Annotated in this window: 21 protein-coding genes, 1 tRNA gene and 1 riboswitch; of the genes, 17 read left to right on the top strand and 5 right to left on the bottom strand. The window is 66.3% G+C overall.

The window, feature by feature from the left end:
• Nucleotides 1-52 precede the first annotated feature (52 nt).
• Complete coding sequence (locus METLW3_RS0114260) at nt 53-1009, bottom strand: trypsin-like peptidase domain-containing protein (RefSeq protein ID WP_024880566.1); 957 nt, start codon at nt 1007-1009, stop codon at nt 53-55.
• A gap of 231 nt (nt 1010-1240) precedes the next feature.
• On the opposite strand from METLW3_RS0114260, the gene METLW3_RS0114255 reads away from it, so the two are divergent.
• Nucleotides 1241-1918: a hypothetical protein gene (locus METLW3_RS0114255; RefSeq protein ID WP_245267338.1), complete on the top strand. Its 678-nt coding sequence runs from the start codon at nt 1241-1243 to the stop codon at nt 1916-1918.
• A 31-nt stretch (nt 1919-1949) separates the two neighbouring features.
• Here the strand turns inward: METLW3_RS0114255 and ruvB are convergent, their stop codons facing one another.
• Together ruvB and METLW3_RS0114245 are read right to left on the bottom strand one after the other, a co-directional pair.
• Entirely contained in the window at nt 1950-2993 is a 1044-nt protein-coding gene (ruvB, locus tag METLW3_RS0114250; RefSeq protein ID WP_026599026.1) for a Holliday junction branch migration DNA helicase RuvB, read from the bottom strand.
• 137 nt (nt 2994-3130) lie between these two features.
• Nucleotides 3131-3742, bottom strand: coding sequence for a transglutaminase-like cysteine peptidase (locus tag METLW3_RS0114245; protein ID WP_024880563.1), 612 nt, complete (start codon nt 3740-3742; stop codon nt 3131-3133).
• Nucleotides 3743-3959: 217 nt separating this feature from the next.
• Here METLW3_RS0114245 and METLW3_RS0114240 point away from each other — a divergent pair, with 217 nt between their 5' ends.
• The 4 genes from METLW3_RS0114240 (at nt 3960) to argC (ending at nt 7312) form a co-directional block, all read left to right on the top strand.
• A complete protein-coding gene (locus METLW3_RS0114240) occupies nt 3960-5174 on the top strand; it encodes a cupin domain-containing protein (protein WP_024880562.1) in 1215 nt (404 codons plus the stop codon).
• Nucleotides 5175-5332: 158 nt separating this feature from the next.
• Nucleotides 5333-5821, top strand: coding sequence for a 50S ribosomal protein L13 (rplM, locus tag METLW3_RS0114235; protein WP_024880561.1), 489 nt, complete (start codon nt 5333-5335; stop codon nt 5819-5821).
• Nucleotides 5822-5823: 2 nt separating this feature from the next.
• The gene (rpsI, locus tag METLW3_RS0114230) at nt 5824-6306 is read left to right on the top strand and encodes a 30S ribosomal protein S9 (RefSeq protein ID WP_024880560.1); all 483 of its coding nucleotides are present in this window, start codon (nt 5824-5826) and stop codon (nt 6304-6306) included.
• Between the two features lie 85 nt (nt 6307-6391).
• The gene (argC, locus tag METLW3_RS0114225) at nt 6392-7312 is read left to right on the top strand and encodes an N-acetyl-gamma-glutamyl-phosphate reductase (RefSeq protein WP_024880559.1); all 921 of its coding nucleotides are present in this window, start codon (nt 6392-6394) and stop codon (nt 7310-7312) included.
• Nucleotides 7313-7360: 48 nt separating this feature from the next.
• Here the strand turns inward: argC and METLW3_RS0114220 are convergent, their stop codons facing one another.
• The gene (locus METLW3_RS0114220; RefSeq protein WP_024880558.1) at nt 7361-8461 is read right to left on the bottom strand and encodes a COX15/CtaA family protein; all 1101 of its coding nucleotides are present in this window, start codon (nt 8459-8461) and stop codon (nt 7361-7363) included.
• 178 nt (nt 8462-8639) lie between these two features.
• Between METLW3_RS0114220 and METLW3_RS0114215 the strand changes: the two genes are divergently transcribed.
• The 4 genes from METLW3_RS0114215 (at nt 8640) to METLW3_RS0114200 (ending at nt 11079) form a co-directional block, all read left to right on the top strand.
• Entirely contained in the window at nt 8640-9239 is a 600-nt protein-coding gene (locus METLW3_RS0114215) for a MerR family transcriptional regulator (protein ID WP_024880557.1), read from the top strand.
• A 67-nt stretch (nt 9240-9306) separates the two neighbouring features.
• A tRNA-Pro gene (locus METLW3_RS0114210) sits at nt 9307-9384 on the top strand.
• A gap of 167 nt (nt 9385-9551) precedes the next feature.
• Nucleotides 9552-9860: a hypothetical protein gene (locus METLW3_RS0114205; RefSeq protein WP_024880556.1), complete on the top strand. Its 309-nt coding sequence runs from the start codon at nt 9552-9554 to the stop codon at nt 9858-9860.
• A gap of 127 nt (nt 9861-9987) precedes the next feature.
• Nucleotides 9988-11079, top strand: coding sequence for an Mrp/NBP35 family ATP-binding protein (locus METLW3_RS0114200; RefSeq protein WP_024880555.1), 1092 nt, complete (start codon nt 9988-9990; stop codon nt 11077-11079).
• Between the two features lie 113 nt (nt 11080-11192).
• Here the strand turns inward: METLW3_RS0114200 and METLW3_RS0114195 are convergent, their stop codons facing one another.
• Nucleotides 11193-12518 carry an outer membrane protein transport protein gene (locus METLW3_RS0114195; RefSeq protein ID WP_024880554.1) on the bottom strand — a complete coding sequence of 442 codons (1326 nt, stop codon included), beginning with the start codon at nt 12516-12518 and terminating at the stop codon, nt 11193-11195.
• 295 nt (nt 12519-12813) lie between these two features.
• Nucleotides 12814-12914, top strand: a riboswitch (TPP riboswitch).
• Nucleotides 12915-12987: 73 nt separating this feature from the next.
• Here METLW3_RS0114195 and thiC point away from each other — a divergent pair.
• The 8 genes from thiC (at nt 12988) to cysG (ending at nt 20504) form a co-directional block, all read left to right on the top strand.
• Nucleotides 12988-14820, top strand: a complete 1833-nt coding sequence (gene thiC, locus METLW3_RS0114185) for a phosphomethylpyrimidine synthase ThiC (RefSeq protein ID WP_024880553.1) — start codon at nt 12988-12990, stop codon at nt 14818-14820.
• Between the two features lie 207 nt (nt 14821-15027).
• Nucleotides 15028-15270, top strand: a complete 243-nt coding sequence (locus METLW3_RS0114180) for a hypothetical protein (protein WP_036308939.1) — start codon at nt 15028-15030, stop codon at nt 15268-15270.
• A gap of 377 nt (nt 15271-15647) precedes the next feature.
• Complete coding sequence (mog, locus tag METLW3_RS0114170; RefSeq protein WP_024880550.1) at nt 15648-16190, top strand: molybdopterin adenylyltransferase; 543 nt, start codon at nt 15648-15650, stop codon at nt 16188-16190.
• A 107-nt stretch (nt 16191-16297) separates the two neighbouring features.
• A complete protein-coding gene (dapB, locus tag METLW3_RS0114165; RefSeq protein ID WP_024880549.1) occupies nt 16298-17113 on the top strand; it encodes a 4-hydroxy-tetrahydrodipicolinate reductase in 816 nt (271 codons plus the stop codon).
• A 39-nt stretch (nt 17114-17152) separates the two neighbouring features.
• Nucleotides 17153-17773 (top strand): 2,3-bisphosphoglycerate-dependent phosphoglycerate mutase, encoded by a 621-nt coding sequence (locus METLW3_RS0114160; protein WP_024880548.1) that lies wholly within the window; start codon nt 17153-17155, stop codon nt 17771-17773.
• The gene (locus METLW3_RS0114155; protein ID WP_051465430.1) at nt 17773-18429 is read left to right on the top strand and encodes an alpha-ketoglutarate-dependent dioxygenase AlkB; all 657 of its coding nucleotides are present in this window, start codon (nt 17773-17775) and stop codon (nt 18427-18429) included. The genes METLW3_RS0114160 and METLW3_RS0114155 overlap by 1 nt, the downstream gene beginning before the upstream one ends.
• Before the next feature lie 165 nt (nt 18430-18594).
• Nucleotides 18595-18993 (top strand): cytochrome c-554, encoded by a 399-nt coding sequence (locus METLW3_RS0114150; RefSeq protein ID WP_024880546.1) that lies wholly within the window; start codon nt 18595-18597, stop codon nt 18991-18993.
• A gap of 104 nt (nt 18994-19097) precedes the next feature.
• The gene (gene cysG / locus METLW3_RS0114145; RefSeq protein ID WP_024880545.1) at nt 19098-20504 is read left to right on the top strand and encodes a siroheme synthase CysG; all 1407 of its coding nucleotides are present in this window, start codon (nt 19098-19100) and stop codon (nt 20502-20504) included.

Here is a 20504-nt window from a genome sequence, read left to right as displayed (position 1 = left end):
TCCGACCCGCGCCCTGGACCGCGAGCCTTCAGGCTCGCAAATCCCTTTGCTGTCAGTCGCGGCCGGCGGAGCGGCGCTGCTCGCTGTCCGCAGCCTTGTCGCCCTCGGCCTTCTCGCCGGCGGGCGTCGCGCTGGCGGTGGCGGGCGGCGTTCCATTGCCGGCGGCGGCGAGCACCGCCTCGCGGAAGGCGCCTTCGACCGAGACGACGAAATTGTAATTCGACGTCGAATAAGGCCCGATGTGCGAGGGATCATTGCTGCGCCAGCCGACCAGAATGGCGCCGAGCTTGGCGCGCTGCTCGCCCGCGAGAACCGCGCCGCCGGAGGCGCCGTCGCCAGTGCCGCAATCGAAAGCGAACTCGCGCGCGCCGCCCTTCAGCTGATTGGTCTGCGCGCGCAGGCGGCAGGCCTCGAAGGACATTGTCTCGGCGTCGCGCCAATCGGAATGGCCGCGCGAGACGAACTCCACCGTCTGCTCGACGGCGAGCTGATCGGCGAGCTCATAGGGCTTCACATCGTCGAGCGGCTGCGCGAGCCGCGCCACCGCCCAATCATTGATCGCCTTGACGGCGTAGGGCTTGGCGGAGCCGGCGACGATCGACGACATATCAACCGCTATGCGACGCTTCTTGCCATCCACCTCGGTGACGAATTGGCAGACGCGCGCGCGCTTGGCGCCGCGCTCGTCGAAGAAGACATGCGCCGCAGTGGTGATGACATTGTTGGAGAGCGTCAGCTGCCCGGCGCCATGCGCGCGTCCGCATTGGATGAGTCCGGAAGCTGCGTGCGACTGCTTCAGCGAGCCGGCGTCGAGCTTTTGACGCGCGGCGTATTGGTCGGCGTTGGCGCGGCGCTCGGAGCCGAGCACCAGCACTTTCGTCGGCTCGAGCCGCGCGGCGGCGGAGAATTTCGCCTGCTGGGTGACGCCGGCTTCCGCGGTGGAGGAGGATAGTGGCGCAGCCGCCAAGCAAAGGGCAGCCGCGAAAAGACGATATTCGACGTTCTTCATCGCGTCCTCTTGTCTCGTTCGTGACTAGGACTATGCGAGGGCATTGCGGTTCACAAGCTTGGCAGTAAGCAAAAACACGGACTTCGCCGGAATACCTTCGAAGCGTCACAGAGTCGCCACGCAGCGACACGGCCGCCGCGAAATCGCCGCCGTCTGCGACGCGGGACAGGGGCGGCTGCTTGCGCTATTCACATCGAGACCGGGCGGAGGAGCGCTGTGATGCGAGCGAGGATGAGACGAGCGGCTTTCGCGGGGCTCGCTTTTCTGTCGGCGGCGCCGGCATTGGCGCGCGCGCCCTGGCCGGATGATTTCGTCGGCCGTCTCGAGGCGCTGGCGCTGGTCGAGACGCTGAACGCCGAGTTGCTCGCCGGCCGCAGCGCCACATTGGTGCTGGAGAAATGGTGCGCCGACCATCACATGGCCGCGGAGCCGAAGATCGTCGCGCGCGTCGCGTCGGGCGCCGTCGCCGAGCCGAGCGCCGAGCAGCGCGAGCGGCTGGCGGTCGGCGCGGACGAGCCCGTGAAATATCGCCGCGTCGCTCTTCGCTGCGGCGCGCATACGCTTTCCGAGGCCGACAATTGGTATGTGCCCTCGCGGCTGACGCCGGAGATGAATCGCGCGCTGGAGACGAGCGACGCGCCCTTCGGCAAGGTGATCGCGCCGCTGCGGCCGTTCCGCCGCACATTCTCGGCGGAGATGCGATGGTCGCCGCTGCCTCCGGGCTGGGAAGGCGAGACGCGCGAGGCGATCATGCGGGAGCGGCCGAAGAAGGCGGACCTCGATCCGCCGCACGCGCTGTTCGAGCATCGCGCCATCGTGCATGGCGGCGACGGCAAGCCGGTCTCGGAAGTGCGCGAGACTTATACGAACGAGCTGTTGGATTTCGATGCGGCGGCCGTGCGTGAGTGAGTGATTGAGAGCTTGGGGAAGCGGCCCTCGCTCAATCTTCCTCTTCGTCGAACATTCCGAATTGCGCCGCCGGGCGCGACGGCTCGGCGAGGCCGAGATGGCGGAAGGCGTGCGGCGTCAGCAGCCGGCCGCGCGGCGTGCGCTGCAAGAAACCCTGCTGCAGCAGGAAGGGCTCGATAATGTCCTCGATCGCGTCGCGCGGCTCGGAGAGGGCGGCGGCGATCGTCTCTATCCCCACCGGGCCGCCGCCGAAATTGACGGCCACCATTTCCAAATAGCGGCGGTCCATCACATCGAGCCCTATGCTGTCGACCTCGAGCAGAGCCAGCGAGCGGTCGGCGAGCTCGCGCGTGATTTGTCCCGCATTCTCGACGATGGCGAAATCGCGCACGCGGCGCAGCAGCCGGCCGGCGATGCGCGGCGTGCCGCGCGAGCGCCGCGCGATCTCGCGCGCGCCATCCTCGCTCATGGAGACGCCGAGCACGCGCGCGCCGCGCCGCACGATCAGCTCCAATTCTTCCGCCGTGTAGAAATTGAGCCGGATCGGAATGCCGAAGCGATCGCGCAGCGGCGTCGTCAGCAGGCCGGCGCGCGTCGTCGCGCCGACGAGGGTGAATTTGGCGAGATCGATCTTCACCGAGCGCGCCGCCGGGCCTTCGCCGATGATGAGATCGAGCTGGAAATCCTCCATGGCCGGATAGAGGATTTCCTCCACCGCCGGATTGAGGCGATGGATCTCGTCGATGAAGAGAACGTCGCGCGGCTCGAGATTGGTGAGCTGCGCCGCGAGATCGCCGGCTTTGGCGATGACCGGGCCGGAGGTGGAGCGGAAATTGACCCCCAGCTCGCGGGCGACGATCTGCGCCATGGTCGTCTTGCCGAGGCCGGGCGGACCGACGAGCAGCACATGATCGAGCGCCTCGCCGCGCGTCTTGGCCGCCTCGATGAAGATTTTGAGATTCTTGCGCGCCGCCTCCTGGCCGGTGAAATCGCCGAGCGAGAGCGGACGCAGCGAGGCGTCCGGATCGTCGTCGCGTTTTTCGGGCGTCACCAGTCGGCGGGGAGGGGTGGTCAAAGAATCGGGCTCCGATTGCGTCGATGCGCTGAGAGGCGCAGGGGGACTATACGCTAGGAGCAGTAGCCGAAATAAGAGTCCTTGAAAAAAGAGGCGAGTCTCCTTCTCCCACTCGCGGGAGAGGGAATTTGCGGTCGTTATCGCGCGCCGATGCGCCGCCGCGTCTCTATCGTCACCCACACATTCGGGTCTTGCTGCGACTGGCGCTTCACGAAGCGATAGCCGGTCGCGTCCCAGGGCTTCAGCTCGTCGGTGAGATTGTCGAGGATGAAATCGCCGCGATTGGTGCGCGCTGTCAGAATCGCATGGCCCTGGTCGTTCCTGTCGCGCACGATCGTCATCAGCAGCGCCTGGCGCGGAAAGCCCAGCTCCATCAGCAGCCGGCGCTTTTGCAGCGCGTAGATCTTGCAGTCGCCCTTGCCGTCGATGGGATAATCCCAATGATCGGCCATCGTGCCCCAATGCTCGAGATTGGAGAGCGGCTGGATCGCGGCGTTCACCGCGCGATTGATCTCGTTCAGCCGCGCCCAGGCTTCGCGCGAGAGATCGAGATCGGCGGCGGGCAGGACCGTCTGTCGGCATTCCTGCGGTTGGCGGCCGCAAAAATCCATCCAGCCATAGGGAATGGAGGTCGGCTCGCCGGTGACGACGAAGCTCGCGCGCGGAACCTCCGCGCGCGCGGCCGAGGCGCTGAAGACGATGAGCGCCAGAGCGAGCGGACTCAAGACGCGAATGAGGAAATAGGCCACGCGACCCCCCGAAGCCGGCGTGGAGCGCCGCAGCCCGCCGCCGCGGCGTCCCTCGCCATCGAGGCCGAGAATGCGCGAGGCCTTTTTGCCCGCCCGCCAATTTGAACGCTCGGATTTTAGCGATCGCCGCGTTTTTCACCGCGCCGTTGACCCTCGCGCTGTCGGCGCAATCTGACAGAAGCGGTCGCCTTCCCTTTTCCCCCGGAGAAAGAAGCAAATGGCCACTGCATCGAAGCGCGAGACCGCCGCGCGCCGCCCGATCCCCTCCTTCGGCAATCCCGATCTTCCGCCCCAGGGCGCGATCAATGCGCAGAACAAGGCCAGTCTCACCGATCCCGGCCCGCGCAGCGAGGCGATCGGCGGGCAGTTTCCTTCGGCTCAGTTTCCGCCGCCCACCGACGTCAGCGACATGCCCATGTTCTGGGCCTCCTTCAACAATGCGCCGAAGCGCGTGCAAAACGGCGGCTGGGCGCGGCAGGTGACGCAATATGATTTCTCCATCGCCGAGGAGATTTCCGGCGTCGATATGCGGCTGACGGCCGGCGGGATAAGGGAGATGCATTGGCACCTCGCCGCCGAATGGGGCTATGTCTCCTATGGCTCCTGCCGCATCACCGTGCTCGACGATCAGGGCCGCGCCTATGTCTCCGATGTGAAGGAAGGGGACATTTGGTATTTCCCCGCCGGCCAGCCGCATTCGCTGCAGGGGCTGGGGCCGGACGGCTGCGAGTTCCTGCTCTGTTTCGACGACGGCAAGGCGACCGAATACAACACCTTGCTCGTGACCGACTGGATCGCCCACACGCCGCCGGAGATTCTCGCCGCCAATTTCGGCCTCCCGGCCGAGACCTTCGCCAATATCCCGCTCAATCAGCTCTATATTTTCCAGGGCGAGGTCCCTGGTCCCTTGGCCGCGGATCAGGCCTCCTCGGCGCAAGGGGAGGGGGCGCCGCCCTATCCCTATACATTCTCGCTGAAAGGCAGCGCCGCCGCCAAGAAGACCAAAGGCGGCGAGGTGCGCGTCGCCGACAGCGACAATTTCAAGGTCTCCTCCACCATAGCGGCGGCGCTGGTCACGCTCGCGCCGGGCGCGCTGCGCGAGATGCATTGGCATCCCAATGGCGACGAATGGCAATATTGGATCAAAGGCCATGGCCGCATGACGCTCTTCGACGCCGGACCGAAGGCGGTGACGCAGGATTTCCACGCCGGCGACATCGGCTATGTGAAGCGCGCCCATGGGCATTACGTGCAGAATGTCGGCGATACGGAGCTGCAATTTCTCGAGGTGTTCCGCGCCGCGCATTTCCGCGACGTATCGCTCACCGACTGGCTCACCCATACGCCGCCGGCCATGGTCGCCCAGCATCTCAACATAGACGAGGCGACCATCGCCAAATTCCCGCGCGGCAAGCCCATCGTCATGCCGTGAGATCGCAGGTATGATAATACCTATGCGGTCTATCGCCGGGAAATGCAGGCTTTTGGGCGCTCATGGGCGCCCGATTCCGTTTGACAGGGGCGGCGCGGTCGCTTATCACGCAGCGATCCCACGGGCGTGGACCCGAAAAGAACGGAAATAGCTCTCCCATGTTTGGCAAGACCTATTCGGCGAAGCCCGCCGAAGTGCAGAAGAAATGGGTGCTGATCGACGCCAAGGGCCTCGTCGTCGGCCGCCTCGCCAGCCTCATCGCGCTGCGTCTGCGCGGCAAGCACAAGGCGACCTTCACCCCCCATGTCGACGACGGCGACAACATTATCGTCGTGAACGCCGACAAGGTGATCCTCACCGGCCGCAAGCGCGACCAGAAGGTCTATTATCACCACACGGGCTTCCCGGGCGGCATCAAGGAGCGCTCGGCCAAGTTCATCCTCGAGGGCCGCTTCCCGGAGCGCATCGTCGAGAAGGCGGTGCAGCGCATGCTGCCGCGCGGCCCGCTCGGCCGCAAGCAGCTCGGCAATCTGCGCGTCTACAAGGGGCCGGAACATCCGCATGTCGCTCAGACTCCCGAGCCGCTGGACGTCGCCGCCCTCAATCCCAAGAATGCCCGCAACGGCAAGAACGCTAAGAGCGCCTGACCATGGCCGAGACCACGCTTTCCTCTCTCTCCGAGCTCAATCAGGCGACGGTCGCAGCAGCTTCCGACGCGCCGAAATATGAGCAGAAGCTCGACAAATACGGCCGCGCCTACGCCACCGGCAAGCGCAAGAACGCCGTCGCCCGCGTGTGGATCAAGCCCGGCACGGGCAAGATCACCGTCAACGGCCGCGACGTCGCCGTCTATTTCGCGCGTCCGGTGCTGCGCATGATCCTGCAGCAGCCGCTCGGCGTCGCCAATCGCGTCGACCAATACGATCTCGTCGTCACGGTTGCCGGCGGCGGCCTCTCCGGCCAGGCCGGCGCGGTGCGTCATGGTCTTGCAAAGGCGCTCACCCATTATGAGCCCGAGCTCCGCAGCGCGCTGAAGCGCGAGGGCTTCTTGACCCGCGACTCGCGCGTGGTCGAGCGTAAGAAATACGGCAAGCGCAAAGCCCGCCGCAGCTTCCAGTTCTCGAAGCGCTGATTATCTCTCGATCGGCGATACGGGCGACAAAGGGCGGCGCGAGCCGCCCTTTTTATTTGTCTCACGGGAATCGGAACCAAGACCAATGGCGAAAATCTTCATCGACGGCGACAGCGGCACCACGGGCCTCGAGATCCGCGAGAAGCTCGCGGATGCGAAGAATCTGGAGCTCGTCTCCATCGCGCCGGAGCTGCGCAAGGAAGTCTCCGCCAAGCGCGACATTCTCGCGCGCGTCGATGTCGCCATTCTCTGCCTGCCGGACGCCGCGGCCAAGGAGACGGTGGCGCTCGCCGATGAATTGGGCGAGGCCGGCCCGCGCATTCTCGACGCCTCCACCGCGCATCGCGTCGCGCCCGGCTGGACCTATGGTTTTCCCGAGCTCGCGCGCGGCCAGGCGGAGGCCATTCGCAAGGCGCGTCGCGTCGCCAATCCCGGCTGCTACGCCACGGGCGCGATCGCGCTGCTGCGCCCGCTCGTCGACGCAGGGCTGATCGCCGCGCAGGATGCGCTGACGATCAACGCCGTCTCCGGCTATTCCGGCGGCGGCAAGCAGATGATCGCCGCCTATGAGAAAGGCGAGGCGCCGGCCTTCGAGCTCTACGGCCTCACGCTCGAGCACAAGCATTTGCCGGAGATCGCCGCCTATTCGCGGCTCGCCGCGCCGCCTCTGTTCGTGCCCTCGGTCGGCAATTTTCATCAAGGAATGCTGGTCTCGATTCCGCTCGCGCTCGAGTCTCTCGCTGCGAGGCCTCGCGCTGTGGATCTCGAGGCGGCGTTGGCGCGGCACTATGCGGGCGCGACTTATGTGCGCGTCATGCCGGCGCCGAAGTCCGGCCGGCTCGATCCGCTCGCCTCGAGCGGAACCAATGATCTCGAAATTTTCGTCTTCGCGCGCGAGGAGAGCCGCCATGCGCTGCTCGTCGCTCGGCTCGACAATCTCGGCAAAGGCGCGTCCGGCGCCGCCGTGCAGAATCTGTCGCTGATGCTGTCGGAGAGCGTGAGCTGACTTCATTCGACCGCGCCGAGCGATAGGCGCGGTTTTGAATGTTCGACGTCAGTCGTCGTCTGCCGGGGCCTCGGCCGTGTGCAGACGACGCGCATGCAGCGTCGCTACAGCCAGCACGCCCATCGCCAGCGCCTGATGCGCGAGGCCGGCCCACAGCGGCACGACGAGCAGAAGCGTCGTTATGCCGAGCACGACTTGCGCGCTCACATGGCCGAACAAAAGCCCGGCGCCACGCGCCGCGCGGCCGCCCGCCGTGCCGGCCGCGTCGATGAGATGAAACAGTGACAGCGCGAGCAATACATACGCGATCATGCGATGATCGAATTGCACCAGCGCGACATTATCGACGAGATTGCTCCACCAGGGCGAGAGCCGCAGCAGCTCGTCCGAGGGCGGAACGAAGCTATCGTCCATCAGCGGCCAAGTGTTGTAGGCGTAGCCGGCGCGCAGCCCGGCGACCAGCGCGCCCGCGCCGATCTGCACGAGCACGAGAATGAGCAGCAGCGTTGCGAAAAACGAGAGCCGTCGGCGCCCGCTCGCGACGATGATGCGCGTCCCATAGCCGAGCCCGCCCGCGACCCACAGACATGCGGAGAAGATGAAGGCCGCGAGCAGCAGATGAATGGCGAGCCGCTCCTGCGCCACCTCGACGCGGTTGACGAGGCCGGAGGACACCATCCACCAGCCGACGCCGCCCTGCAGCGCGCCCAGCGCCAATATTCCGATGAGCTTCGGCTTCACGCTTTTCGGCAGCCGTCCACGCAGCCAGAACCAGGCGAGCGGAACGGCGAAAGCGAAGCCGATGATACGGCCGAGCAGACGATGGCTCCACTCCCAGGCGAAGATCGTCTTGAACTGCGCGAGGTCCATGTTGGGGAACATCTCGCGATACTGCGGGATTTTTTTGTAATCCTCGAAGGCGGCTGTCCATTGCGCCTCGGAGAGCGGTGGAAGAACGCCCGTTATCGGCTTCCATTCGGTAATGGAGAGGCCCGATTCGGTGAGCCGCGTCGCGCCGCCCACCACCACCATGGCGAAGACGAGCGCCGCTATGACGAGCAGCCACAGGCGCACATCGGTCGCGCTCTCCTCGCTCGGCGGCGCGACGATGGCGGGCGTGGGAGCGGGAAATTGGATCCAGTCGGTCATGGGGCGGCTCGATGTGAGAGGCTCTCGCATGCCAATTAAGGGGAGCCGCGCGCCCTTGTCCACGGGGCCGCGGGACCGAAACGCCGAGGGCGAGAATTTTCCGGCTGAAAAACGCCACGTCAGGGAGGAAAATAGAAGCGCGCGAATCGTCGCGCGGGCAGGGAGCGGAGCGCAGATTTTGACCGCCAAGACCGATGGCGCCTTCCGCACGATCGGCGAGGTCGCGGAGAGCCTCGACCTTCCGCCGCATGTGCTGCGCTTTTGGGAGACGCGATTTTCCGAGATCGAGCCCGTCAAGCGCGCCGGCGGACGGCGCTACTATCGGCCGCGCGACGTCGAGCTGGTCGCGGCGATTCGCCATTTGCTCTATGGCCGCGGCTATACGATCAAAGGCGTGCAGCGCCTGTTGCGCGAGCAGGGCGTGCGCGCGGTGATCGAGAGCGCCCGCGGCGGCGCCGGGCCGGAGCGCGCCGATTTCGACGAGCCCGAGCCGCACGCGGCCGAGGCTCCGCTCTTCTCTTATGGCGAATCGCCGACGCGGGCGAAGCCGCCATCCGCCTTTCACGCGTCGGAAATCGATGAGGAGGAAGCGCCGAGAGCCTCCACCTCTCTGGTCGCGCTGGCCGCGCGCGAGCCGCCGCCCATGCTGACGCTGCCCGCCGTGCGCCTTTCCGAGGCGCCGGCCGCCGGCCTGCGCCCGCAGGATGAGCGGCTGCTGCGGCAGGCTCTGGCCGATCTCGCCGAATGCCGGCGCATGCTGGAGCTGACGCGGCGGTGAATTCCTCGCTACTTCTGCGCTGTCATGCGTTGCCAGCGGCTTCGCCGGCCTCTATAAGGGCGACCATCGGAGTGTAGCGCAGCCCGGTTAGCGCACTTGTCTGGGGGACAAGGGGTCGTGGGTTCGAATCCCGCCACTCCGACCAATCTTCTTTCGAAGTTCCGTTACGGCGCCGCAAGCCGGCGCCCGCGCTCACGGCTTTCGGGCGCCCGCGATGCGGGCAAGCGTCGCTCTCAGCGTCGGCAGGGTTGATAATTCGTCGTCACGCGCGAGTTCGTTACGGTCGTAAACCGTCAGCGAAAGGCGCAGCCCATGTCCGAGACGCTCATCAATCTCATCATCCAGCTCTTTGCCGGCGCGGCCGGCGGCTCAGGCGTCGCTAAGGCCAATAAGAGTTTCGATCTCGGCCCCATCGCTAACGCCATCATCGGCGCGCTCGGCGGCGCGGGCGGCGGCTCCATCCTCACCTCGCTCATTCCGGCGCTGGCCGGGGCGGCGGGCAATGGCTTCGATATCGCCGTTTTCGCCGGACAGCTCGTCGGCGGCGGCGTTTCGGGCGCCATCGTCACGGCCATCGTCGGCCTCATCCGCAACGCTCTCGTTCAGAAGCAGCGGGCGTGACGCTCCTTCGCGCGAGCCCGTAGACGCATCGGCCGAATATCGGCATACCGATTGCGTAGAACGCTTCCAAAAAGACGCCCTCCTCGTGAGGGCGTCGGATGCGGGTTCGTGCGAAAGGGCGAAGACAGTGGCCGATGAAGCATCAGTCTTGAAAGCGCTGGAGAGCGTCGCCGGTCCGGACGGCAAATCGATTGTCGCGGCCGGCCTCGTCAGCGGAGTCAATGTGTCGGGGGCCAAGGCCTTCGTCTCGCTCACCGGCGATCCGGCGCGGGCCAAGGAGCTCGAGGTGCTGCGCGTCGCCGTGGAGGGCGCCGTGAAGACCGTGCCGGGGATAGAGGCGGCGATCGTGACTTTGACCGCGGAGAGGGCGCCGGCGCCCGCCGCGCCGCCTCCGGGTCAGGCGCCGCAGCGCAAGACCATCGCCGCGCTCGAGAAGATCAAATATATCGTCGCGGTTTCCTCGGGCAAAGGCGGCGTCGGAAAATCGACAACCTCCGCCAATCTGGCGCTCGGCCTCGCGGCGCAGGGCTGGCGCGTCGGCCTGCTCGACGCGGATATCTACGGCCCTTCGGCGCCGCGCCTGTTCGGCCTCAGCGGCAAGCCTGAGGTCGTCGGCAATAAGATGATCCCGCTCGAGGCCTATGGGATCAAGATCATGTCCATCGGCTTTCTCGTCGAGGAGGATGTGCCCATGGTCTGGCGCGGGCCGATGGTGGCGCAGGCGCTCGGCCAGATGCTGGGCGAGGTCGCCTGGGGCGAGCTGGACGCGCTCGTCGTCGACATGCCGCCCGGCACCGGCGACGCGCAGCTGACCATGGCGCAGCAGGTGCCGCTCGCCGGCGCGGTCGTCGTCTCGACGCCGCAGGATCTGGCGCTGATCGACGCGCGCCGCGGCGTGGCCATGTTCCAGAAGGTCTCGACGCCCATTCTCGGCATCATCGAGAATATGAGCTATTTCCTCTGCCCGCATTGCGGCGGCCGCACCGACATCTTCTCCCATGGCGGCGCGCGGAAGGACGCCGAGGCGCTGGGCGTGCCCTTCCTCGGCGAGGTGCCGCTCGATCTCACCATTCGCCAGACCTCGGACGCCGGCACGCCGGTCGTCGCCTCCGCGCCGGAAGGCCCGCATGCGGCGATCTACAAGGAGCTCGCCGCCAAGGTGAAGACCCTGCTGGAGACTCAATCGCTCCGCGCCCCGCCGAAGATCGTCATCGGCTGAGAAATGTGAAAAGGCCGGGCTGAAAAAAGCGAAAAGGCCGCGGCCGCCGTCTGGCGGGCCGCGGCCTTTGCTTTTCGCGGGCGAGCCCGGAGGCTCGCCTCACGCGAATGGCGTCAGAGATGGGTCGGGATCAGCGAATTGTCGCCGAGGTCGAATTTATAGCTCCAGCCCACAGTAATCTCGAGTCCGCGCAGCCAGATATTGACATTGGCGGCGGGGTTATAGGCGCCGAATGGCGTCGCCGCCGTCTGCGGCAGCGCCTCGGGGCCGCGCACATTGTTCTTGAAAGCGTAGACGACGGCGAGGTCGAGCGTCGAATTCTTGGTGACGGCGTAGCTGAGACCGCCGCTGACGTGATGCGCGTTGATGATCGGCGCGAGAATGTTGAGCGTCACCGAATTGGTCGGGATCGGATTGGTCACATAATGATAGCCGGCGCGCAGCGCGAGGCCCGGCTGCATGCGCCACTCGACGCCGAACGAGGCCGAATCAGTGTCCTTCCAGCCGAAGCCGGGGCCGCCGGACGAACCGAGCGAGCGGAGCAGCACCGGGAAGCTCGCATTGCTCACGGTCGATACGCCCGAATAGAAGATGTGGCGCCAGTCGGCCATGACGGTCAGATCGGGCGTCAGATCATAGGCGAGGCCGGCGGTGATATTGGCCGGAATATCGAAGCTGCCATGGTCGGCGAAGAGGCCCGAATATTTGCCGAAGCGGGTCATGAACATGGGCGTCGAGCCTGCGACGCCGATGCGGAACTGATCCGTCACCCGCCACTGCAGGCCGAGCCGCACGCCGCCGCCGAACGACCAGTCATATCCATTGTCGGACAGGCGATACATGTCGGAGGAATAGGGCGCGAAGGTCTTCAGCCCCTGCAGATTGATGGTCTGCACCGCGATCGTCGGCGCGACGCCGAGCGACAGCGCGCCGAACTTGCGCGCATAGCCGATGCTGGTGAAGGCCTGCTCGAGATCGACGCCCGCATAGCCGCCGCCGAATGGCCCGCCGAGCGGCGAATGGTAATGGCCGAAGTCGAAAGAGGTGTTGATGCCGCCATTGGCGTAGGACGCCGTGCCCCAGGCCGAGTCGGCGTCGAGCGGCGAGGCATAGGCGTCATGCGGCACGGGGAAGATCGGCCGCCCGCTGCGGACGTCGCCCGGCGCGAGCACCTTGGGCAGGCCGTCGGTCGAATAGCCGCGCTCCGGCAGAAGGGCGGTCAGGCCGAGCTGCATCTGGCGCTCGAGATCGACGAGGCCGGCCGGATTGACCGACAGCGACATGGCGTCCCGCGAATCGGCGACGCCGGCGCCCCCCAGCGCCTTCTGACGCGGGCCATAGCCGATCAGAAAATAGCCGTCCGCCGCCAGCGACGGAGCCGTCAAAGCGACGGTGAGCGCAGCCGCCGAGGCCAGATTACGCCAGTAAAATCCGTTCATTATCTATTGCCCCGCCCAGATCGGTCGCCGTTCACACGCCATTTAGAAGCACTCGGCAACCCGGCGGCGTTCGCACCTTACGACTCACTATTGCCCGAGAATCTATCAGAGCGGGCGGCGTGCGACAGCGTCGTCGCCCGGGCTCTGGTCGATATTTCCGATCCTGTCACGTTTTTGCAACAGCGGTTTCTGCCGAGCGGCGAGTCCAGGTTTCGCTCGAAAAATCAGTCCCCGCTTTTTCGGGACCGGCCCGGCCGGCCGGGCTTGCCGCGATCCGAGGCCACGGATAAAATCACGGCATGGCGAGGGGCGCCTCTCCGAGAGGAGCGGCTGAGAAGCACCCATCGAACCTGATCCGGGTAATGCCGGCGCGAGGGAAGGCCAGCAGGACGCGTCGCCCGATCTTTCGGGACGGCGCGCCCGACTTCATCGCCCGCTGCCCATCCATCCGAACCAATGGAGCGCGACGATGAACGTGCAGGACAAGCGCCCGACGACGCCCCAGAGCGTGACCACCGGACCGATCGGCGCCTCGCGCAAGCTCTATTCCGCGCCGCGCGGCCGCGAGGACATTCGCGTTCCCGTCCGCGAGATCGCGCTTCACCCCTCCGCCGGCGACGCGCCTCTGCGCGTCTATGATCCCTCCGGCCCTTATAGCTGTGGCGATTTCGCGCCCGATCTTTCGGCCGGCCTGCCGGCGGCGCGGCGCTGGCTCGACGGCCGCGCCGGGCTCGAGGCCTATGACGGCCGCGCGGTGAAGCCGGAGGACAATGGCTTCGTCGGCGAGGATCGGCTGGTTCCGCCCTGTCCCGCGCCGCGCGCCATTCGCCGCGCCGCCGGCTCGGCGCCGGTGACGCAGCTCGAATTCGCGCGCGCCGGAATTGTCACCGAGGAGATGATCTATGTCGCGCATCGCGAGAATCTCTGCCGCGAGCGCGCCTTCGCGCAGGCGGGGGAGCGGATCGAGGCGGGGGAGGGCTTCGGCGCCGCGCTTCCGGCTTTCGTGACGCCGGAGTTCGTGCGCGAGGAGATCGCCCGCGGGCGCGCCATCATTCCCGCCAATATCAATCATCCGGAAGCCGAGCCGATGATCATCGGCCGCAATTTCCTGGTGAAGGTCAACGCCAATATCGGCAATTCGGCCATCACCTCCTCGGTCGCCGAGGAGGTGGAGAAGATGGTGTGGGCGATCCGCTGGGGCGCCGATACGGTGATGGATCTCTCCACCGGCCGCAATATCCATAACATCCGCGACTGGATCATTCGCAACGCGCCCGTGCCGATCGGCACAGTGCCGATCTATCAGGCGCTGGAGAAGGTGGGCGGCGACGCCACCAAGCTCGATTGGGAAGTGTTCAAGGACACGCTGATCGAGCAGGCGGAGCAGGGCGTCGATTACTTCACCATTCACGCCGGCGTGCGCCTCGCCCATGTGCCGCTCACAGCGGATCGCGTCACCGGCATCGTCTCGCGCGGCGGCTCGATCATGGCGCGCTGGTGCCTCTCGCGACATTCGGAGAGCTTCCTCTATGAGCGCTTCGACGAGATCTGCGACATCATGCGCCGCTATGACGTCTCCTTCTCGCTCGGCGACGGATTGCGTCCGGGCTGCATCGCCGACGCCAATGACGCGGCGCAATTCGCCGAGCTGGAGACGCTGGGCGAATTGACCAAGATCGCCTGGGACAAGGGCTGTCAGGTGATGATCGAAGGCCCCGGCCATGTGCCGATGCACAAGATCAAAGTGAATATGGAAAAGCAGCTGCGCGATTGCGGCGAGGCGCCCTTCTACACGCTCGGGCCGCTCGTCACCGACATAGCGCCCGGCTATGATCACATCACTTCCGCCATCGGCGCCGCGATGATCGGCTGGTTCGGCACGGCCATGCTCTGCTATGTGACGCCCAAGGAGCATCTCGGCCTGCCCGATCGCGAGGATGTGAAGACCGGCGTCATCACTTATCGCATTGCAGCGCATGCGGCCGATCTCGCCAAGGGCCATCCCGCGGCGCAGGAACGCGACAACGCCATGAGCCGGGCGCGTTTCGATTTCCGTTGGGAGGATCAGTTCGACATTGGACTCGATCCCGACACGGCGCGCCGCTATCACGACGAGACGCTGCCCAAGGAGGCGCATAAGGTCGCGCATTTCTGCTCCATGTGCGGGCCGAAATTCTGCTCCATGCAGATCACGCGCGATCTGCGCGAGGAGGCCGCCGCCATCGCCGAGCGGGAGAAGGGCTTTGCGGAAAAGAGCGCCGAGTTCTTGGAGAAGGGCGCGCAAATCTACGTCGCCGAGTGAGGCGAGCGGGCGATTTTTTCGGCGACCCTCGGGAAAAGCTCCTTTTGCGTTGCAGCAAGGCTTTTCCCGAGACGCTTTCCACGCGACACCGAAATGTCAATTACATTGACAGGCGCAGCGAAAACAGCCTATTTGCCCCGCGGGACGATGCGCCCTGTAACAAAATAAGGGACTAATGTTCCAACGTCCAAAAGAGGGAAACGGCAAATGAACATTCGCGCCATTGTGACGGCTGCTGCTCTGTCGCTCGGCATGGTCGGCCCGGTTTTCGCCGGCTGCGACACCAAGGATGAAGATGCGAAGGGCGTCTGCGTCGACAAGTGCTACTTCGAATATATCTCCATCAAGAATCGCTTCTCCTCGACCCCGGCGTCGATCGAGAAGGCCAAGTCCGACAAGGACGCCTGCTATCAGAAGTGCGGCTGCGAGCCGGCTTCGGTGAAGGAGTGATCCTTCCGGATCGACGCGAATCCTGCCGGGAGCAGCTCCCGCATTCGCGATCGTGACGCCGCCGGGCGCGCGATATTTCGCGCGCCCAGGAGGCGTCCGCCGAATGGCGTTCGGTCGGTTTTCGATCGAATGCGCCGCGCGAATATCTCGCGCCGCTACGTGTATGAATTTCAGACAGTGGCCGCGTTTCGGCGCCGCGCAATGCGCTGACGACGATCTCATTCGACACTCGAAAAGTCAGCCACGAAGCGGCGCGTTCGCAAGGCGACGGCGCGCTCCTTATTTCGATTTCATCACTTTCGATGCGAGAACCGGCTTCGTCGTCGCCGACGGAGCTTTCGGTTGTCTCGCGCCTCGGACCCGCTATTGTGCAGCGCATGACTGAGAGACAGCAAGCCGTCATCGGCGTCGTCACCGCCTCCGACCGCGCCAGCGCCGGCGTCTATGAGGACATCAGCGGACCGGCCATCGCCGCCTATTTCGAGAAGGTGCTGACCACGCCGTTCCGCATAGAGCGGCGCCTCATCCCCGACGGCTTCGAGAGCGTGCGCGACACGCTCATCGAACTCGCCGACAATATCGGCTGCGATCTCGTCGTCACCACGGGCGGAACGGGGCCGTCGCCGCGCGATCTGACGCCGGAGGCGACGCTCGCCGCCGCGCCGCGCGAATTGCCGGGCTTCGGCGAGCTGATGCGCAAAGTGTCGCTGGCGCAGACGCCGACGGCGATATTGTCGCGGCAATTGGCCGCGCATCGCGGCAAATGCCTCGTCATCAACCTGCCCGGAAAGCCGGCCGCAATCGAGCTCTGTCTCGACGCCGTGATGCCGGCCGTGCCCTATTGTCTCGACCTCATCGGAGCGGCCTATATAGAGACCGATCCGGCGCGCGTCGCCGCCTTCCGCCCGAAAGGCAAATAGCCGCCCGATCGGGTGGGGCGGCTCCCCTTCTCATTCGCGCATCGGGGCTGTATAGACTGGCCGCCGGCTCGAGTGAGGCCGCGTGGATTCAAAAGGGGGCGAGCGTCATGAGCGATGTGCGGCTGGTCGTCGTCGGCGCCGCCGGCCGCATGGGCCGGATGCTGATCGCCGCCGCCGGCGAGACGAAAGGCGTCGCGCTGACCGGCGCGGTCGTAGCGGCCGATTCGCCAGTCCTCGGAGAGGACGCCGGCCTGCTGGCGGGGCGCCCCGCCAATGGCGTGCGCCTTTCCGCAGATGCGGCGGCCACTTTGGCGACGGCCGATGTGGCCATTGATTTTTCGACGCCCGCGACGACTGTGGCGCTGGCCGGGCTCGCGGCGGCGGCTGGCGTCGCCCATGTCATCGGCACCACCGGATTTTCGGACGAGGACCTCGCCACTCTCGCCGTTGCGGCCGAACGCATTCCTGTGGTGCGCTCCGGCAATATGAGCCTCGGCGTCAATCTTCTCGCCGTTCTGGTGGAGCGCGCCGCTAAGGCGCTCGGCTCCGCCTGGGACATTGAGATCGTCGAGATGCACCACCGCATGAAGGTGGACGCGCCCTCCGGCACGGCGCTGCTTTTGGGCGAGGCGGCGGCGCGGGGGCGCGAGATCGCGCTCGCCGAGCATAGCGCCCGCGCCCGCGACGGCCTCACCGGCGCGCGCCGGGAGGGCGACATAGGCTTCGCCTCGCTGCGCGGCGGCACGGTGGTCGGCGAGCATTCGGTTATTTTCGCCGGGGCGGGGGAGCGCATAGAGCTCGCGCATCGCGCCGAGGATCGCGGCATTTTCGCGCGCGGCGCGATCGCCGCTGCAGTTTGGACGCGAGGCCGGCCGGCCGGCCTCTATTCTATGGCCGATGTGCTCGGCCTCGCCGGCGCCTGATCGCGCGCCGCATCGTTCGATTCGAGGGACATAGCCCGCATGGACCGTATACTCGTCCTCCTCCGCCATGGCGAAAGCGAGTGGAACGCCAAAAATCTCTTCACGGGCTGGAAGAATCCCGATCTGACGCCCAAGGGCATAGAAGAGGCGCGGCGAGCCGGTCGGGAGCTGAAGCGCATCGATCTTCGCTTCAATATCGGCTTCACCTCGCTGTTGCTGCGCGCTCAGCACACGCTCGATCTCACCTTTCATGAGCTCGGGCAGAGAGATGTGCCCGTCATCCGCAGCCGCGCGCTCAATGAGCGGCATTACGGCGACCTCTCCGGCCTCAACAAGGACGAGGCGCGCCAGCAATGGGGTGAGGAGCAGGTGCGGCTGTGGCGGCGCTCCTATGACGTCGCGCCGCCCGGCGGCGAGAGCCTGAAGGATACGGTGGCGCGTGTGCTGCCCTTCTATTGCCAGGAGATCCTGCCGCGCGCCCTGCGGGGCGAGCGTGTGCTGGTCGCCGCCCATGGCAATTCGCTGCGCGCTCTGGCTATGGTGCTCGACCGGCTGACGCCCGAATCGGTGTCCTCGCTCGAGATCGCCACCGGCATGCCGATCGTTTACCGGCTCAATTCCGATTCGACCGTCGCGACCAAGGAAGTGCTAGATCGGTGATGCGCGGCCGCTCCGCGCCGGATGGAGCGATCACGTCCGAGATGGAGCCCGGCGTTCGCCTCTATCGCGGCTATTTCGACGAGGCGGCGCAGCTCGTTCTGCTGCGCGAGCTGGAGCGGATCGTCGCTTGCGCGCCTCTGTTCACGCCGACCATGCCGCGCACCGGACAGCCCTTCTCCGTGCGTATGACCAATTGCGGCCCGCTGGGCTGGCTCAGCGATCAGGCGCGCGGCTATCGTTATGAGGCGCGCCATCCCGAAACCGGCGAGCCCTGGCCGCCCATGCCGCAAATGCTGCTCGACGCCTGGGCGGCGCTCGCCGAGCATCCGCAGCCGCCGCAGGCCTGCCTGGTGAATTACTATGGGCGCGAAGCGAAGATGGGCGCGCATCAGGATCGCGACGAAGCTGATTTTTCGGCGCCGATTCTCTCCATTTCTCTCGGCGCCGATTGCCGATTTCGCCTCGGTGGCGTGAAGCGCTCCGATTCGTCGCGCGGCTTCGTTCTGTCGTCGGGCGACGTGCTGACGCTGGGCGGCCCGGCGCGGCTGCGCTTTCATGGCGTCGATCGCTTGCTGCCGGAGTTCGCTCCCAAGCTCGCGTCGCCGCTGTTCGCCGAGGGCGGACGCATCAATCTGACGCTGCGCCGCGTTACCTAACGACATTTCAGGCCCCGTTCAGGCGGGCGAGCATATTGTCACCAATAGCGCTCCGATATAGTTTCCCGGCCGCGGGATGAACGATCGGCGCTGGCGTCACGCCCGGGCCGGCAAAACCAAGATAGTCGGTTCCCAGGGGACGACGCTTCGAGGAAAGGAACGAGGATGAAATCTGTGACCAGACTGGCGCTCGCTGCGGGCGTCGTTTTCACCGCCATGGCCGGCCAGGCGATCGCCGCCGGCGATCCCGCGGCGGGCGAGAAGGTCTTCAACAAGTGCAAGGCCTGCCATCAGGTCGGCGAGACGGCGAAGAACGCCGTGGCTCCCGAGCTCAACGGCATCAACGGCCGCAAGGCCGCCTCGGTCGAGGGCTACACCTATTCCGACGCGCTGAAGGGCGCCGGCATCACCTGGGACGAGGCCGTCTTCAAGGAGTTCGTCAAGAATCCGAAGGCCAAGGTCGCCGGCACCAAGATGGTGTTCCCGGGCCTGCCGTCCGAGGCGGACCAGGACAATGTCTGGGCCTATCTCAGCCAGTTCGGCGCCGACGGCAAGAAGAAGTAATCCGAACCTTTCGTTCGGTTGGCGAAAGCGGCCCTCGCGGGCCGCTTTTTCTTTTGCCGGATAGGGGCTAAATCCCCTCGTGACCGTATGGAGAGAGAGCCGAGTTGACGCGCAAGCCAGACGAAGTCCCAGCCGAGCTGATGCAGGAGCTCGCGACCCTGCCGGTGTTCTACGCGCTGGAGGGGCGGCGCGTGGTCGTCGCCGGCGGCTCGGATGGCGCGGCCTGGAAGGCGGACCTCGCCGCCGCGGCGGGGGCCTTGGTCGATGTCTTCGCAGCGTCTCCATCGCCGCGCCTGCAGGCCGTCGCCGCCGCGCGCGCGCGCCTCACGCTGCATGAGCGCGGCTGGCGCGCGGAAGATCTCGCCGGCGCGGCCATGGCGCTCGCCGTCATCGAGGACGACGCCGAGGCGCAGGCCTTTCGCGACGCCGCGAAAGCGCAGGGCGTTCCCGTCAATCTCACCGATCGGCCGGCGCTCAGCGATTTTCTGATGGGCGCCATCGTCAATCGCTCGCCGCTGGTCATCGGCGTCTCCACCAGCGGCGCGGCGCCGGCCTTCGCCCAGGCCGTGCGCGCCCGTGTCGAGACGCTGATTCCGTCGAGCTTCTCCGCCTGGACCAGAGCGGCGCGCGCCTGGCGTCCGCGCGTGATGGCCTCGGGCCTCGATTTTTTCGCGCGCCGTGATTTCTGGCGCCGATTCACCCGCGAAGCCTTTGCGCGCGTCGAGCATGCGCCGCAGGACAGCGACCTCGACGCACTGCTCGAGGAGACGCGCCGCGCCGATGAAGCTTCCACGCGCGGCCGCGTCACTCTGGTCGGCGCCGGGCCGGGCGACCCGGAGCTGCTGACGCTGAAAGGATTGCGCGCGCTCGTCGGCGCCGATGTCGTTCTCTTCGACGATCTGGTGCCCGCCGCCGTGCTCGATCTCGCGCGGCGCGAGGCGGTGCGCATCAATGTCGGCAAGCGCGGCTATGCGCCTTCGGTGAAGCAGGAGGAGATCACCGCTCTCTTGGTGAAGCTCGCCAAGGAAGGCAAGAATGTCGTGCGCCTCAAGGGCGGCGATCCGATGATCTTCGGCCGCGCCAATGAGGAGATCCACGCCATTCGCGCCGCCGGCCTCGAGGCGGAGATCGTGCCCGGCGTGACGGCGGCGCTGGCCGCGGCGGCGGCGCTCGAAGTCTCGCTCACCAATCGCGACACGGCGCGCCGCGTGCAATTCGTCACCGCGCATACGAGCGACGGCAAATTCCCCGAGGACATAGATTGGCGCGCGCTCGCCGACCGCCGCGCCACGACAGCGGTCTATATGGGCAATCGCACGCTTCCCGCTCTGTCGAAGCGCCTGCTCGAGGAAGGCATGGACCCTGGGACGCCGGCCTTTCTCATCGAGCGCGCCAGCACGCCGCAGCAGCGCATCATCGCCGGCACGATCGGCGATCTGCCGCAGCGCGTCGCGCAGGAGACGCTCGAAGGGCCTTGCCTCGTGCTGATCGGCGCGACGCTGCGCGGGTGA

The sequence above is a fragment of the Methylosinus sp. LW3 genome (assembly GCF_000527115.1).
Lineage (GTDB): Bacteria > Pseudomonadota > Alphaproteobacteria > Rhizobiales > Beijerinckiaceae > Methylosinus.
The sequence above is the reverse complement of the archived record's forward strand: the minus strand, read 5'-3'. Positions and strand labels throughout refer to the sequence as shown.

Excerpts from the sequence above, each read along its gene's own strand:
- METLW3_RS0114260 (WP_024880566.1), bottom strand. The coding sequence starts at position 1,009 with ATGAAGAACGTCGAATATCGTCTTTTCGCGGCTGCCCTTTGCTTGGCG.
- METLW3_RS0114255 (WP_245267338.1), top strand. The coding sequence starts at position 1,241 with ATGAGACGAGCGGCTTTCGCGGGGCTCGCTTTTCTGTCGGCGGCGCCG.
- METLW3_RS0114240 (WP_024880562.1), top strand. The coding sequence starts at position 3,960 with ATGGCCACTGCATCGAAGCGCGAGACCGCCGCGCGCCGCCCGATCCCC.
- rplM (WP_024880561.1), top strand. The coding sequence starts at position 5,333 with ATGTTTGGCAAGACCTATTCGGCGAAGCCCGCCGAAGTGCAGAAGAAA.
- rpsI (WP_024880560.1), top strand. The coding sequence starts at position 5,824 with ATGGCCGAGACCACGCTTTCCTCTCTCTCCGAGCTCAATCAGGCGACG.
- argC (WP_024880559.1), top strand. The coding sequence starts at position 6,392 with ATGGCGAAAATCTTCATCGACGGCGACAGCGGCACCACGGGCCTCGAG.
- METLW3_RS0114220 (WP_024880558.1), bottom strand. The coding sequence starts at position 8,461 with ATGACCGACTGGATCCAATTTCCCGCTCCCACGCCCGCCATCGTCGCG.
- METLW3_RS0114205 (WP_024880556.1), top strand. The coding sequence starts at position 9,552 with ATGTCCGAGACGCTCATCAATCTCATCATCCAGCTCTTTGCCGGCGCG.
- METLW3_RS0114195 (WP_024880554.1), bottom strand. The coding sequence starts at position 12,518 with ATGAACGGATTTTACTGGCGTAATCTGGCCTCGGCGGCTGCGCTCACC.
- thiC (WP_024880553.1), top strand. The coding sequence starts at position 12,988 with ATGAACGTGCAGGACAAGCGCCCGACGACGCCCCAGAGCGTGACCACC.
- METLW3_RS0114180 (WP_036308939.1), top strand. The coding sequence starts at position 15,028 with ATGAACATTCGCGCCATTGTGACGGCTGCTGCTCTGTCGCTCGGCATG.
- mog (WP_024880550.1), top strand. The coding sequence starts at position 15,648 with ATGACTGAGAGACAGCAAGCCGTCATCGGCGTCGTCACCGCCTCCGAC.
- dapB (WP_024880549.1), top strand. The coding sequence starts at position 16,298 with ATGAGCGATGTGCGGCTGGTCGTCGTCGGCGCCGCCGGCCGCATGGGC.
- METLW3_RS0114160 (WP_024880548.1), top strand. The coding sequence starts at position 17,153 with ATGGACCGTATACTCGTCCTCCTCCGCCATGGCGAAAGCGAGTGGAAC.
- METLW3_RS0114155 (WP_051465430.1), top strand. The coding sequence starts at position 17,773 with ATGCGCGGCCGCTCCGCGCCGGATGGAGCGATCACGTCCGAGATGGAG.
- METLW3_RS0114150 (WP_024880546.1), top strand. The coding sequence starts at position 18,595 with ATGAAATCTGTGACCAGACTGGCGCTCGCTGCGGGCGTCGTTTTCACC.